Source organism: Aquimarina mytili (genome assembly GCF_016735115.1).
GTDB classification, from domain to species: Bacteria; Bacteroidota; Bacteroidia; order Flavobacteriales; family Flavobacteriaceae; genus Aquimarina; species Aquimarina mytili.
The window spans coordinates 717501-733081 of sequence record NZ_JAERQJ010000001.1 but is presented as its reverse complement, the minus strand read 5'-3'; the positions used below and the strand labels follow the sequence as shown (position 1 = coordinate 733081).

The following is a 15581-nucleotide window of genomic DNA, read 5'->3' as shown; positions in this document are numbered from 1 at the left end:
GTTTCACGAAAACGTTTGAAATATATACTTTTGCACGAAATTTCAAGACTATAAAAACACAACGAATTATGAGCTCTAACGAAGTTTATGAAAAAGAACTCGCCTTTCAGGCAGATAGACGCCGAGCTACGGTGGCATTTATCAAAACTGTAAGCGATTTATGGTATGACAACTCTATAGAGTTGGTCCTTTTCCGAAATCAATTGATCGACAAAAATGTAAGTGAGATTATCAATCTACACGAGTATGCAGGAGAGTTTGTACAAAAACCAATTTCAATTTTTGATTCTGTAGAAATTGCACAAGCTATTAAACTAATGGATTTACCACCTTCAAAACTAGATATCGGTAAACTCACCTACGAATATCATTTAGCAAGTGATGAGTATGGCTCTATAAATCGTTTTGTGCAAAACAAATTAAAAGACGCCAAAGAATTTAAACCAATTTCACCAAAAAATGTAGTCCTATATGGTTTCGGACGTATTGGTCGTTTGGTCGCTCGAGAGCTTATGACCATAACTGGAAAAGGAAGCCAATTAAGACTTAGAGCTATAGTAACAAGAGGTGCGGTTACCCAAGAAGTATTAGAAAAAAGAGCTTCTTTACTTAGAAATGATTCTGTACATGGTGATTTTGCAGGTACTGTTGAAACCGATGTTGATAATAGTGCACTTATTATTAATGGCACTACCGTAAATATCATTAGTGCTAATAATCCGGAAGATATAGACTACACAACATATGGAATAGACGACGCTCTAATTATTGACAATACAGGAGCTTTTAGAGATGAAGAAGCATTAAGCCGACATTTAGCAGCAAAAGGTGTTGATAAAGTATTACTTACTGCTCCTGGAAAAGGTATTCCTAATATTGTACATGGGGTAAATCACAAAGAACACGATCCAGATAAAGTAAATATCTTTTCTGCCGCTTCATGTACAACTAATGCAATTACCCCAATTTTACAAGCAGTAGACGAGAGTTTTGGAGTAGTTAATGGCCACTTAGAAACTATACATGCATATACAAATGACCAAAATCTGGTTGACAATATGCATAAAAAATATAGAAGAGGTCGTGCAGCGGCTCTTAACATGGTAATTACAGAAACAGGAGCTGGAAAAGCAGTTTCAAAAGCACTACCAAGTTTTGAAGGAAAGCTAACCTCTAATGCCATCAGAGTACCAGTTCCTAATGGTTCATTAGCCATCCTTAATCTTAATTTAGAAAAAAAGGCTTCTAAAGAAAGTATGAATGCAGTAATAAAAAAATATGCATTAGAAGGAAACTTAGTAGAACAGATCAAATACTCTTTGGATAACGAACTCGTGTCTAGCGATATTGTTGGCTCTTCTGCACCATCTATATACGATAGCAATGCTACAATTGTTGATCCAAAAGGTCATAATGCAGTACTATATGTATGGTATGATAATGAATATGGATATAGTCATCAGGTAATAAGGCTATCCAAATATATTGCAAAAGTTAGACGCTTTACATACTATTAGTAGTAAAACAACTCTTAAAAGCCGTTACATATGTAACGGCTTTTTTTATTCCTAAAACTTAAGGCATAAAAAACCAAATACAACTTTCAAAAAACATCGCCTAACAAATCTGGATAACACATTTTAAATCAACAGGTTAAAACAAAACTTATTTTATCAAAAATTCTTACAAAAAAAACTTTTTAATTACTTACAATATCGTACATTTATTATCGTTACAGAAGAAATTAAGAACAGCGAAAGGAATTAAAAAGCCTTTCAACGATTTTTTTAACTAGGAAAAGTTTTTATGTATTCACCTACGCTTCAAAAACAGGTGAAATTTTGGAATATATAATTATAAAATAAGAATACTATCACATGAAATTATCGCATTATCTATTCGTTTTAACCGTATTACTATCATTTCCTCAAATGATCAATGGGCAGGAGGAAAATGTAACTGTTGAGCAAGCTTTAAAGCAACAAAAAATAGAGGAGCAATTTGATATCGTAATACAAAAATCCGGAAGATACCAAGAATATAAAGTTATCAAGCAGGTTTGGGTAAATAAATTAAAAGCAAATACCTTAGATTCTATAAAAACTCTCGAATCAAAATTAAAAGAAACAAACCTTCAGATAACCAAACAAAAATCTACTATAACCGGATTAGAAGAATCATTAGCAAAAACAAATGAGGATCTAACGGCTGTTACTAACGAAAAAGACAGCATGAGCTTTTTTGGCGCCTCTATAACCAAATCAACCTACATGACTATTATGTGGCTAATCGTAGGTGGACTTCTGCTGCTACTTGGTTTCTTCATATTCAAGTTTAAAAACAGTAACACCATTACGCAGCAAGCCAAAAAGACTTTAGCAGAGACCGAAGCTGAATTTGAAGACCATAGACGCAGAGCTTTAGAGCGAGAACAAAAAGTAATGCGCAAACTTCAGGACGAAATTAATAAGCAGCGCAAAGCTGGGGCTAAATAAACTTAATTTTAGATTTTTATTATATTCTTTCGCATCTTTGCAGGCAATATTTAGTTGAATTTCTTAAAAATGCGAATAGACATTATTACGGTAGTACCAGACATTTTAAAAAGTCCTTTTGAAGCTTCTATCATGAAGCGATCCATAGAAAAGGGATTAGTAGAGGTACATTTACATAATTTACGAGAGTATACTACCGACAATTATCGACAAGTCGACGATTATCAATTTGGCGGTGGCGCAGGTATGGTAATGATGATCGAACCCATAGACAAGTGTATTTCTAAGTTAAAATCAGAGAGAGATTATGACGAAGTCATATACATGACCCCAGATGGAGAAACTCTTAACCAGAGAATAGCAAATCAACTATCATTAAAAGGTAATCTTATCATACTATGTGGTCACTACAAAGGAGTCGATCAAAGAGTAAGAGATCACTTTGTTACCAAAGAAATATCTGTCGGAGATTATGTACTTTCTGGAGGTGAATTAGGTGCATTGATTTTATGTGATGCTATAATAAGACTAATACCTGGGGTATTAGGTAATGAAACCTCTGCCCTAACAGATTCTTTTCAAGATAATCTATTAGCTCCACCAATATATACTAGACCCGCCGAGTATAAAGGATGGAAAGTTCCGGAAGTATTGACTTCAGGAAATTTTCCAAAAATAGAAGCCTGGAGAGAAGAGCAAGCATATCAAATAACAAAAGAGCGTAGACCAGATTTGCTAGACGAGTAAGCCTCACACTAATAAAACCTTTAAAAATAGTTGCAGATAATCAAATAATACTTATTTTTGCACCCTGATTGGATCAACCTCTGGCGAAAATCGTGAATGTTGTTTTAATAAAACCCAAGAAACTATATCAAAAATGGAAGATTTAGTAAAATTCGTACAAGACGAGTTTGTTGCAAGAAAAGAGATGCCTGAATTCTCTGCTGGTGATACTATCACTGTTTATTACGAAATTAAAGAAGGAAACAAAACACGTACACAGTTCTTTAGAGGGGTTGTTATCCAAAGAAGAGGTGCCGGAGCTACAGAGACGTTTACTATTAGAAAAATGTCTGGTACTGTTGGTGTAGAACGTATTTTCCCTGTAAACTTACCAGCACTTCAAAAAATTGAAGTAAATAAAAGAGGTAAAGTTCGTAGAGCTCGTATATTCTACTTTAGAGGACTTACTGGTAAGAAAGCACGTATTAAAGAAAGAAGAAGCTAATTTCTTCTTTTTTACAAGTCAAAAAAGGTTGCTGTTTGAGCAACCTTTTTTTATGAACAAAAGTTAACAACTGCAGTTCATAACCAGTTGATAACTAATGATATAACAAGTATTGATATCATTATCGATTTTTCTTATCTTTATAGAAGAAATTACATAATTAAGAGATGACACAAGGATTCCTAAGTATGTAGTTCACACAATACGTTCTTTGAACATTTTTAAGACCATCTTTAGATTTAAGATAAATATGAGACGAAAGTTATTTTTTTGAGTACATCCTTGAAATAACTTTAAGGGCTTTACTTTAAAATCATTTCAAAATGAAATTCAAAAGAAAAAATTAAGTTTTGACACCTTCTTAAACTAAATGGCATTAGACTATACGAGTGAAAATTTAAATAATTACACTGTAATTTATAAACACAATCACTCATATTAGTCGTCTGAGTAGAATACTATTTAATCCAATCATAGTTCAATGACGAAGATTAAAATTCTACTTAAAATCCGGAAATAAAAAACATGTTATAAATAACGAAAGTTTTTATTTAATAGCGGGTAAAACAGCTAACATAAAAAAAATTATTTCCGATAAAGCCATATCAAAATATTCGTATTCTTGATATGGCTTTTTAATTTTAGGCATTTTATAATATTAAACTACACATTTTAGATTTCACAATACTTTCTTCTTAATTTTTTAAGAAAATACAATTCAGTCTCTTTAACGCAAAACTAACAAGACACAGGTTGCATATGCTTTGCTAGATTTGTATCTTCGCGCTCGGAAATTCTCCGAATATTACTATTGTAAAACACAATATATTAGAGATGTGCTTAAAAACACCATCTATATTGTTTATAAAAGAGAAATTAAACGACTAAGTATTTTCTTGAACAATAGTATAATGATAAATATGGTATCAAAAACTATTAAGTTGTAATCGAATAAAGAGATACCTTGATAAAAAATTAAAAATTATGGGAGTTAATACCTCAAAGATTGTTTACACCAAAACTGATGAAGCACCTGCTTTAGCAACTTATTCTTTTCTACCAATAGTTGAAAAATTCACAAAAGCTGCAGATATCACCATAGAAATAAAAGACATATCTCTTGCAGCCAGAATTCTAGCTACTTTTCCTGAAAAATTAACCGACAAACAAAAGCAAGCTAATGCTCTTGCTGAACTTGGGGAATTAGCACAAAAACCAGAAGCCAATATTATAAAACTTCCGAACATAAGTGCTTCTGTTCCTCAATTAAAAGCTGCCATTGCCGAACTACAACTTCAAGGGTTTGACTTACCTAACTATCCTGAAGAACCAGAGAACGATGCAGAAAAAGACATCAAATCTCGATATGATAAAATAAAAGGTAGTGCTGTAAACCCGGTTTTAAGAGAAGGTAACTCTGATCGTAGAGCACCTAAACCAGTTAAGCAATACGCAAGAAAAAACCCGCATTCTATGGGGGCATGGAGTTCAGACTCTAAGACCCATGTAGCTACCATGTCAAATGGAGATTTTCGTTCTAATGAAAAATCTGTTACTCTTTCAAAGGCTGATACTGTAAAAATCGATTTCATTGATAAAAATGGAAATACCACAACTCTGAAAGAAGAAACTAAATTACTTGAAGGAGAAGTAATTGACGCAACTGTATTAAGTAAAAAAGCGCTCATTTCTTTTCTTGAAGAACAAATAAAAGACGCTAAAGAGAAAGACGTATTGTTTTCTTTACACATGAAAGCAACGATGATGAAAGTTTCTGACCCTATCATTTTTGGTCATGCTGTAGAAGTATTTTTCAAAGATGTTTTTGAAAAGCATTCAGCAATTCTAGAAGAAATTGGTGTAGAAGTAAATAATGGGTTTGGGGATCTTATCAATAAACTGAAACGAGTTCCTGATGCTAAACGCGCTGAGATAAAAGCAGATATACAAGCATGCTACGAGAAAGGCCCAAAATTAGCTATGGTAAACTCTGATCAGGGAATTACCAACTTACATGTTCCAAGTGATATAATTATCGATGCATCAATGCCAGCAATGATCAGAAATTCTGGGCAAATGTGGGATGCTAATGGAAACACTCAAGACACAAAAGCTGTAATTCCTGATAGCAGTTATGCAGGTATATATCAAGAAACTATAGACTTCTGTAAAAAACATGGTGCTTTTGATCCTACTACAATGGGTACAGTACCCAATGTTGGGCTTATGGCCAAAAAAGCAGAAGAATACGGGTCTCATGATAAAACTTTTGAAATCCAAGGAAATGGTACTGTTCGTGTAACAGATACATCGGGTAATGTACTTATAGAACATGCTGTAGAAAAAGGTGACATTTGGAGAATGTGTCAAACCAAAGACGCACCAGTGAAAGACTGGGTAAAACTTGCTGTAAGTAGAGCAAAGGCCACAAATACTCCGGCTATATTTTGGCTGGATAAAAATAGAGCCCACGATGCTGAGTTAATTAAAAAAGTAGAACAGTACTTACCAGAGCATGATACTACAGGTCTTGATATTAGAATTATGTCTCCAGTAGAAGCAACTCGTTTTTCTTTAGAAAGAATTAAAAATGGTCAGGATACTATTTCAGTTACAGGAAATGTATTACGTGATTACAATACAGATCTTTTCCCTATTCTTGAACTTGGAACTAGTGCCAAAATGCTATCTATTGTACCATTAATGAATGGTGGAGGGCTTTTTGAAACGGGTGCCGGAGGTTCTGCTCCAAAACATGTTCAACAATTTAACAAAGAAGGACACTTAAGATGGGATTCTTTAGGTGAATTTTTAGCACTAGCTGTATCTCTAGAACATTTAGGAGAAACAAACAATAATTCGAAAGCGTTGATTATAGCTGAAGCCTTAGATCAAGCTACAATAGAATTTTTAGATAATAAAAAATCTCCTTCTCGCAAAGTTAACGAACTTGATAATAGAGGAAGTCATTTTTATTTGGCATTGTATTGGGCTCAAGCTCTTGCAGAACAAACTCAGGACAAAGCATTACAAGAAGAATTTACTATAATTGCCAAACAGCTAGCTGATAATGAAACCATAATCATTGATGAACTGAATAATGCCCAAGGGAGCGCAGTAGATATGGGAGGTTATTATTGGCCAAATACTGAAAAAGTATCTAGTGCAATGCGACCTAGTAAAACATTAAATACTATCATAAGCGCATAAGTATTTAAAAAAATACGACTACAAAAAAACCTTGCATAGAAATTTCTATGCAAGGTTTTTTTTTGAGTAATAATATATAAATCAGAAGTAACATTTTCTCATCTCATAACATTAACTAAAAAAGTAAATCAAATTAAATGAAAACAAACTTTTTATTGCTTAGCCTTATTATTTTAATGAATAGCTGCGCAACGGGATATGTAAACATAAATCCCAAAAATCAAAACTATGCTTCTTCTGATGAGCAAAACAATGTTAAAATCGAATATAAATACAATGTTCTTAAAAAGAAATATGCTAAAAAAGAATTAAAAAAGAATATTAATGTAGTCGCAATCAAGGTTACAAATAATTCTGACAAGGACATAACTTTTGGAAACAGTATGATTATAACAAATAACCAGGGATCAAAAATCAATATGTTAGAAAATGATGAAATATTTAAACCACTAAAGCAAAATGTTGCAACCTATTTTCTCTATCTATTGCTAACCCCTATTAATCTTTTTACTACAAAAACTAATGAATTTGGGCAGCAAGAAACTACCTCTTCTATACCGATCGGTTTAGTAATTGGCCCTGGAGTTACAGCAATCAACACCATTACTGCAGGATCCGCCAATAAAAAATTCAAAGAAGAGATTAAACTACATAATCTAAAAGGTAAAACAATAAAAAAAGGAGAAACTGTTGCTGGTATCATCGGTATCCGTTCAAATAACTACAACAACTTAAAAATAAGTCTGAAATAACAGTATCTAACGCTGTAAAGAAAAAAGCTTCTTAGAGGGTTCTCCAAGAAGCTTTTTTTTAATAATTAAATAACATTAGTTTATCAAAATTGTCTGTAGTTTTGAATCTAAATAACTTTTGTTTATGGATTATAAAATTTTGCTGGTAGACAAATATTCTAAGTTAGTATATAGTTTTTTGATAAAAAATGACTTCAACATAACTTTGACACAACAACTACAGTGTAGATAAAAAAGTACATAATTTAACATCGAACGCAACATTTCTCTTGATTTAGGGTCTTGTATATATGTATTCTATTAAAACCAGCATATCTTGAAAAAACTCGTCATATTTAGTTTCTGTTTAGCATTTATTACAAATTTATCTGTTACAGCTCAAGAAAAATTTACACTTAGTGGAACGATATCCGAACAGTCAAGTAACGAAACTTTAATTGGCGTGAATGTCATTTTTCCTGAAATAGGTAAAGGTGTTGTTACTAATGAGTATGGTTTTTATTCTATCACACTACCTCAAGGAAATTATAAATTACAAATAAGCTATTTAGGATTTAAGGATCTCATCCAAGAAATTAATCTTAATGAAGATAAAAAGCTAAATTTTCAATTATCTGAGTCATCCGAAATGCTTGATGAAGTTATTATAACCGAAAAAGCCGAAAAACTGAATATTAAAACGCCACAAATGAGTGTCAACAAACTTTCTGCTGCCACAATTAAACAGGTACCGGTAGTTTTAGGAGAAGCTGATGTGATTAAATCTATTTTATTACTTCCTGGAGTAACAAGTGCCGGCGAGGGTGCATCAGGGTTTAATGTGCGTGGTGGAGCGGCAGATCAAAACCTGATTTTACTTGATGAAGCGACTATTTTTAATTCCTCTCATCTTTTTGGTTTTTTCTCTGTATTTAACCCAGATGCTATAAAAGATATCAAACTCTATAAAGGAGGAATCCCAGCGAAGTATGGTGGGAGGGTTTCTTCAGTATTAGACATCTATCAAAAAGAAGGTAATAGTAAAAAGTTTGGAATGAATGGAGGTATTGGGGCAGTATCAAGCAGGTTACTTGCCGAAGGTCCAATAGTTAAAGACCGCGGCGCCTTTCTTATAGGAGGTAGGGCATCATATGCTCACCTATTCTTACCACTTTTTGATAACGAAAACTCAGCATATTTCTACGATTTAAATACAAAATTGAATTATAAAATTAACGATAATAACAATGTATATCTTTCTGGGTATTTTGGACGTGATGTATTTAGTATATCCGAAAGTTTTGAAAACATTTATGGCAATACGGTACTTAACTTACGTTGGAATCATCTGTTTTCAGATAAGTTATTCTCCAATCTATCTTTGATATATTCAGATTATTTTTATGGCTTGGAACTAGGGTTTGTAGGTTTTGAATGGGATTCCGGAATTAGAAATTTTAATGTAAAATATGATTTGAAGCATTATATAAGCAACAACTTTCAGCTCAATTACGGGATCAACAACATCTATTTTAAATTTAATCCTGGAGAAATAAAGCCAAATAGTAATGATTCTGGAATCAATAGAGAAAAACTAACCGATAAATATGCAAACGAATTTGGAGCATATATAGATGCAGAACATAAAGTTTCAGACAACTTAACATTACAATATGGACTAAGGCTAAGCAATTTTATACGGTTGGGACAAGACGAATTGAACAGATATCAAAATGATATTCCACTTTTATTCAATGAAGAGCTTCAGGTGTATGAATCTGCAGAGCCCATTGGAGTAGATAATTTTAAAAGAAGTGATCAAATAGCAACTTTTACCAATTTAGAACCGAGAGTATCATTAGCCTATGTACTTAATGATAACACATCGATAAAAGCAAGCTACAACAGGATGGCGCAATATCTTCACCTCTTATCAAATACAAACTCCCCTACTCCTTTGGATGTTTGGACTCCTAGTGGCAAATACATAAAACCTCAATTGCTAAACCAGTATGCATTAGGGTATTTCAAAAACATTAGCGATAACAAATACTCTCTAGAAACCGAAGTTTTTTATAAAGACATAGAAAATCGTATCGATTATATAGACGGAGCTGACCTTATTGCTAATAATGCTATAGAACAAGATATTCTTAACGGTGAAGCACGAGCCTATGGTTTAGAGATGTTACTAAGAAAAAACGAAGGTAAACTCAAAGGGTGGCTGGCGTATACTTTATCAAAATCAGAACAACGAACGCCAGGAAGAACACCTCAAGAACCCGGGATCAGCAATAACGAATGGTACAATACCCCATACGACAAAACTCATGACATATCATTTAATGGGTCTTATGAATTAAATGAAAAATGGAAATTCGGGGCCAATTTTGTATTCCAGACCGGGCAACCGACCAACTATCCATCAGGTCAGTTTGAATTTCAAGGGTTATCAGTACCAATATTCGATGGATTAAGAAATAGTGAACGTTTACCCGCATATCACCGAATAGATATATCGGCTACCTTAACTCCCAGAAAAAATAAGAATAGAAAGTGGAAAGGTGAATGGGTTTTTAGCATCTACAACCTTTATAACCGTAGAAATGCAGCTTCGATAACATTTACGAGAAATGAAGATACGTTTATAAATGAAGCCATTAGAACTTCAATATTCGGAATTATACCAGCGGTAACTTATAATTTTAAATTCTAGAGCAATGAAAAAAATATTTTATATACTTATATCAATTACGATTTGCCTAAGTTGTGAAGATGTAGTTGATGTAGACGTTCTTTTTAGTGATCCTAGATTAGTTGTCGATGCTTCATTTGAATTATATACAAACGAAACTCCCGTTAATTTGGAAGGTGGAGTTAGATTGACATTATCAGCTCCGTATTTTGATACAAATGTTCCCACTGTAAGTAATGCAAATGTTTTTATCACCAATAAAAATGATGATTCAATTATTAATTTTGTAGAGTCGGGAGAAGATGGGTTCTATATCCCAGAAACACTAGGTTTTCTTCCTGAATTCAATACTCCATACGAATTAACAGTTAATTATTTAGGAGAAACCTATGTAGCGACTACTCAACTTATCCCAACAGTCCCTATTGACAATGTCGTACAAGGAGATGCTACTCTTTTTGATGATGACGAAACAGAGATAATTATTTCCTTTACTGATGATGGAAGTCGAGATGATTTTTATCTTTTTGATTTCGATTTTAGTTTATTTCTTGCAAGTGAAGATCGATTTTACCAGGGTCAACCTTTTAAATTTTCATATTTCTACGAAAATATGGTAGCAGGACAAGATGTAACAATTAAAATTTTAGGGGTTGATCAACGTTACTACAATTATGCCACTCTACTTATCGAACAAAGTGAGCAAGATGGGGGAAATCCTTTTCTAGCCCCTCCATCGGTATTAAGAGGCAATATTATTAATACTACAAATCAAGATAATTTTGCTTATGGATATTTCAACTTATCTGAAGCAGATAGAATTGACTTCACTATTGAGGATAAAAATTTGTAGTAAAAGAAAATAGTGTGTAATTCAGAAATCAAAAATCAGTACTTTTGACCTATGTCTTTTATAAAAACTACAGAACAAACCTCAGACTATGATCATTTAGAAAAAATGAGCATTAATGAGTTACTTTCTAACATCAATAAAGAAGATAAGACAGTTCCTAATGCTGTAGAAAAATCAATCCCTCAGATTGAAGCTCTAGTAACCCAAATTGTTCAAAAACTAAAAAATGGAGGTAGACTTTTCTATATAGGTGCCGGAACCAGTGGAAGATTAGGAGTTGTTGATGCAAGCGAGTGCCCTCCTACGTTTGGCGTTTCTCATGATTTGGTAATTGGTCTAATTGCGGGAGGAGATGATGCCATCAGAAAAGCAGTAGAATTTGCAGAAGATAGTTCTGAGCAAGGGTGGAAAGATCTTAAAGAGTATCATATTTCTGAAAAAGATGTTGTTATAGGTATCGCCGCCTCAGGAACAACACCATATGTTATTAGTGCATTACAGCATTGTAACAATAACAATATTATTACAGGTTGTATTACATGTAATGAAGGAAGTCCTTTAGCAAATACTGCTCAATTTCCTATTGTGGTTATTGTTGGACCAGAATTTGTTACCGGAAGTTCTCGTATGAAAGCTGGAACAGCACAGAAATTGGTTTTAAATATGATTTCTACTTCCTCGATGATACAACTTGGAAGAGTAAAAGGCAATAAAATGGTAGACATGCAACTTAGCAACAACAAACTAGTGGATAGAGGAACTCGCATGATTATGGAAGAACTGCATATTGATAAAAAACAAGCAGCCGAGTTATTAAAGCAATATGGAAGTGTGCGTAATGCAATTGATCACTATGGAGCCCAATAGAACCAATAAAGAATTACTAGGAAAGGGTGTACAGAGAATGGCTATAGCCCTTATCTTTATGTTTATAAGCCCGGTGATCATTCATTCTGCATTTAAAAATCAAGATCATCCGTTATATGTACCCATTTTGGTTTTAGGGCTAATAGGTGCTGGTTTTGCCATATTCATGGCTTTTAGAGGATTAAAGACTATAATGAATTCCATATTTGGTAAGAAATAGGACATTTTCGTACTAATCGTAGAGTTAATACAATTATTATATCCCCTCTCTTTTATTGATAGGAGTTGTTGGGTTATATCCAAAACCAGGAATTTTTACTTCCTTACCTAAATGATTAAGTATATAGCCTATAGTCGCATAATGATGAACAGTATGACTATTAGCATGAGCCAGAATACTTTCTAATGTATAATTAACGGTCACCTTACCCTGCCCCATATTGTCGGTTACATGAATCAAATAATCAGTATTGACATCAACATAAGACAATAAAGTTTCTTGCAGATTATATATATGTTGTATTGCAGCAGCTTTGTCAGTAGACAAAATTTCATCGCGTTTTCTAGCGGTTAAATCAATATCATTAGAATCTAACCCATTGATAATACAGTCAAAAAAATCCAAAGTATGCCTTATATGGGAACCTATACTAGAATAATACGGCCCTAATGAAGCATCGCAATACGTTTTTGAATCTATAGACTTTAATAAAGCAACAGCATTATTAAGATTATGATTTATTGAGGATATAATTAATCGTTTCATAAAATATTAAGACGAAAGATACATAATTAACTTACATATTATATGTATAGAATCATAAAATTAAAATTTATTTATGGTTGTTAAAATATTACATAAATATTATCGTTTCTTAAATATTCATGTAATAAAATGGTTATTCTTACAAAACAGTAGGACATTTATTCCAAAAAACTAAGGTTTCCCCGTAAAAATCAAGATAAAATGCGCTTTTTATCGATTAATGACATTTTTTTTGGGTATTACATGAAAAAAATTGTATTATTGCTTCGTGATTTAAAAGCCCCCTTACAATGAAAAGAATTGCACTTATCTTATTTTTATCTTGTTTTGCTTTTCAAGCAAATGCTCAAGACCTTTATGATGACGCTTTAACTGCAGCAAGCTATGCATATTCTCATAGCAAAAAAGCACATGGAGCGAATAATGTTTATCACACTCAAGAATATGCAGATAAAGCTATTGAGTCTTTTCAAAAAGTGGAAGACCTTGCTAACGAATGTGGTTGTAAAATAGCCAATGAAACTGCATATCAAGCTAGAGTTGACATGCAAAGTTCATTAGAGCAAGATACTTATGAACGCAGTAGATTTTTTGCTAAGCGTGCTAAAGAATTAGGTTCTCAACTACTTGAGCAATTAACATATTGCCAAGCTAGTACTGGAAATAACATGTATGCTGAAGAAGCTTCGATTGAAGAAGAGAATGAAATAGCAGAAGCAGAAAATGAGGTTTCTGAAAAGCAAAAGGCGCTTGAAGAAAAAAGAAGACAATTAGCTATCGAGCAAAAAGAGCTTGAAGAGCAAATTGCAATGCAAAATAAAATGAAAGCTGAGTTAGAAGCTAAAAGAGCTGCTGAATTTAAAGAGCAATCTTTAATAAAATCCAAGGCTGAAAAAGCACTTCAAAAGTTAGAAATAGCACTTCAAGAATTAAGTGTAGTTTTAAATGAAGAATCAAAATTCGAATCACAAAGAGATTATCTAAGAAGTGAAAATGATTTAAAAAATGAGTCACTTAACGATACTAAAAACTTTTATGTAAACAGAGCTAAAGAGCTTACAGAAACAGCTATACAGCAATTTGCTGGATACACTGGAAACTAATATAAAATGAATTTTATTTTGTAGCCCCAAAATAAAATTTTTCACGACGGCATCTACTTATTTAGATGCCGTTTTTTTGTTTAAAACTTTACATCAAATTGCAGTCAAATTTAATTCTGACATCATCAAGATCCTTCCATATTGCATGTTCAAATTCTTTAGGAGACAATCGAAAGAAAACAAGATGTTTATCTATCTTTTTACAGTATGATATAGATACTTTAGAATTCAAATTAATTTCCTCTTTCTTAAAAAAAGCATCATATACACGAATTTTGCCTTTATAGGAGTTTTCTTCGGGATCATCTTCACTAATCATTACTAACGTTTTGGGCAGCCTTTTGAAAAATCTCAGCTTTATAATCAACCCTGTCTTCATCAACCCTGTAAAATAAATATCCATATTCTCCTTAATTTTATCCGCTGTGAAACCTGAGCTCTCATCCAGAATCCAGACAAATACATAACTAAAATATTCTTCACTAGTCGTATCCCCCCATCCTTTAGCGAAGCGAATATGTTCTTCACCTTTATATGGTAGTGATCTAGCAAAGATCAACGGAAATTTCAATACTTCTCCCCTCCAGTTATCTGGAGCCTTTAAAAGATTATCCTTCTTTACCGTTTTGCATTGTATACATCCAAGTAGAATGCTAAATATAAGAACACTATTTATTACTTTTTTCATAGAAAAACAAATTAGATTACCCTTACAAAACAAGATTTTTATTGATGTAAAAGCAATAAAATGGGGTGATCTGGAAGTAATTGTGGTAAAATGGAAGAATACCCTAATGAAGAATTCAGATATTAAGTATGTAATGGCTAAAACGTGTAGAAAACGTTATTACTTGAACCCTTGATGAATCTTATTGAACGAAGATATCTTTGATCTAGATACAGGAATTTTATCCCCCACTCCTTCTACTGAGAGTTGATATCCTCTAGAATTACCGGCAACGCTTTGTATTTTATTAGTATTAATTAAATAAGAGCGATGACATCTTATTATAAAAGGATATTCAACTAATATAGCATTAATATTGTTCATAGTATTACGAAGTAAACTCGATACCACTTCGTTATTTTTTGTATAGAAAACTTCTATATAATTATTCCAGCTTTTAATCATTATCAAATCACACGGAGAGATTTCAATATACTCTTGGTTCAGATTAGATGTAAGCTTTAGTTTTTCAATTTGATTCTGTTGCAATGACAGTATTTCTTGTTCGTCAGAAGTAGAATAAGATCGAAAATAATGCTTTAGAAATAAAGATAAAGGAATAAAAAGTATTTCGAAGATTAGAACATACTTTATCGAAAGCTTTAACCAATTGAAATAAGTGATCGTAGTAAAGCCTGCAAAAAACATATTAATAACAAAGGAAAGTATTAAAAACAATGAAATGTCCAGGAAAACATTCTTCAATTCATGAACAAAAATACTCTTATTATTCTGCAAATAATCTTTAAATAGATATGGAAAAACAATTCTAGTACTTGCTGTCGCTAATAAAACTAGAAAAGAAGAGAGTAAAGAATCTCCAACTATTCTGGCCAATGAGTATGATCTATATTCAAAGGGTTGAAATAATACGAGCAGTAGAAACACCAAAATACTAAATAC

General features: G+C 32.6%; 14 protein-coding genes (1 of these 14 only partly in view). 11 read left to right on the top strand and 3 right to left on the bottom strand.

Annotated elements, in window-relative coordinates; translation table 11 throughout:
* Positions 1-68: 68 nt before the first annotated feature.
* From JJQ60_RS03205 to JJQ60_RS03160, 10 genes are all read left to right on the top strand, one after another.
* Positions 69-1517: a glyceraldehyde-3-phosphate dehydrogenase gene (locus JJQ60_RS03205; protein ID WP_201916553.1), complete on the top strand. Its 1449-nt coding sequence runs from the start codon at positions 69-71 to the stop codon at positions 1515-1517.
* 360 nt (positions 1518-1877) lie between these two features.
* Entirely contained in the window at positions 1878-2495 is a 618-nt protein-coding gene (locus tag JJQ60_RS03200; protein ID WP_201916551.1) for a tRNA (guanine-N1)-methyltransferase, read from the top strand.
* Positions 2496-2564: 69 nt separating this feature from the next.
* Entirely contained in the window at positions 2565-3242 is a 678-nt protein-coding gene (gene trmD / locus JJQ60_RS03195; protein WP_201916549.1) for a tRNA (guanosine(37)-N1)-methyltransferase TrmD, read from the top strand.
* Between the two features lie 133 nt (positions 3243-3375).
* Positions 3376-3726: a 50S ribosomal protein L19 gene (gene rplS / locus JJQ60_RS03190; protein WP_201916547.1), complete on the top strand. Its 351-nt coding sequence runs from the start codon at positions 3376-3378 to the stop codon at positions 3724-3726.
* 984 nt (positions 3727-4710) lie between these two features.
* Entirely contained in the window at positions 4711-6936 is a 2226-nt protein-coding gene (locus JJQ60_RS03185; RefSeq protein ID WP_201916545.1) for an NADP-dependent isocitrate dehydrogenase, read from the top strand.
* Positions 6937-7073: 137 nt separating this feature from the next.
* Positions 7074-7688, top strand: a complete 615-nt coding sequence (locus JJQ60_RS03180) for a hypothetical protein (protein WP_201916543.1) — start codon at positions 7074-7076, stop codon at positions 7686-7688.
* A gap of 316 nt (positions 7689-8004) precedes the next feature.
* Positions 8005-10383: a TonB-dependent receptor gene (locus JJQ60_RS03175; protein WP_201916541.1), complete on the top strand. Its 2379-nt coding sequence runs from the start codon at positions 8005-8007 to the stop codon at positions 10381-10383.
* 4 nt (positions 10384-10387) lie between these two features.
* Positions 10388-11215 carry a DUF4249 domain-containing protein gene (locus JJQ60_RS03170; protein ID WP_201916539.1) on the top strand — a complete coding sequence of 276 codons (828 nt, stop codon included), beginning with the start codon at positions 10388-10390 and terminating at the stop codon, positions 11213-11215.
* 51 nt (positions 11216-11266) lie between these two features.
* Entirely contained in the window at positions 11267-12082 is an 816-nt protein-coding gene (gene murQ, locus JJQ60_RS03165) for an N-acetylmuramic acid 6-phosphate etherase (protein WP_201916537.1), read from the top strand.
* Positions 12069-12302 (top strand): DUF6095 family protein, encoded by a 234-nt coding sequence (locus tag JJQ60_RS03160; protein WP_201916535.1) that lies wholly within the window; start codon positions 12069-12071, stop codon positions 12300-12302. The genes murQ and JJQ60_RS03160 overlap by 14 nt, the downstream gene beginning before the upstream one ends.
* Positions 12303-12338: 36 nt before the next feature.
* Here the strand turns inward: JJQ60_RS03160 and JJQ60_RS03155 are convergent, their stop codons facing one another.
* Positions 12339-12848, bottom strand: a complete 510-nt coding sequence (locus JJQ60_RS03155; RefSeq protein WP_201916533.1) for a DinB family protein — start codon at positions 12846-12848, stop codon at positions 12339-12341.
* 290 nt (positions 12849-13138) lie between these two features.
* On the opposite strand from JJQ60_RS03155, the gene JJQ60_RS03150 reads away from it, so the two are divergent.
* Positions 13139-13951, top strand: a complete 813-nt coding sequence (locus JJQ60_RS03150; RefSeq protein ID WP_201916531.1) for a hypothetical protein — start codon at positions 13139-13141, stop codon at positions 13949-13951.
* An 88-nt stretch (positions 13952-14039) separates the two neighbouring features.
* Here the strand turns inward: JJQ60_RS03150 and JJQ60_RS03145 are convergent, their stop codons facing one another.
* Positions 14040-14639 carry a hypothetical protein gene (locus JJQ60_RS03145; RefSeq protein WP_201916529.1) on the bottom strand — a complete coding sequence of 200 codons (600 nt, stop codon included), beginning with the start codon at positions 14637-14639 and terminating at the stop codon, positions 14040-14042.
* 159 nt (positions 14640-14798) lie between these two features.
* Positions 14799-15581: the 3' portion of a LytR/AlgR family response regulator transcription factor gene (locus JJQ60_RS03140; RefSeq protein WP_201916527.1), read on the bottom strand. 72 nt of this gene lie beyond the right edge of the window; 783 of the gene's 855 nt are visible here — the last part of the coding sequence; the start codon falls outside the window, past its right edge; it ends in the stop codon at positions 14799-14801.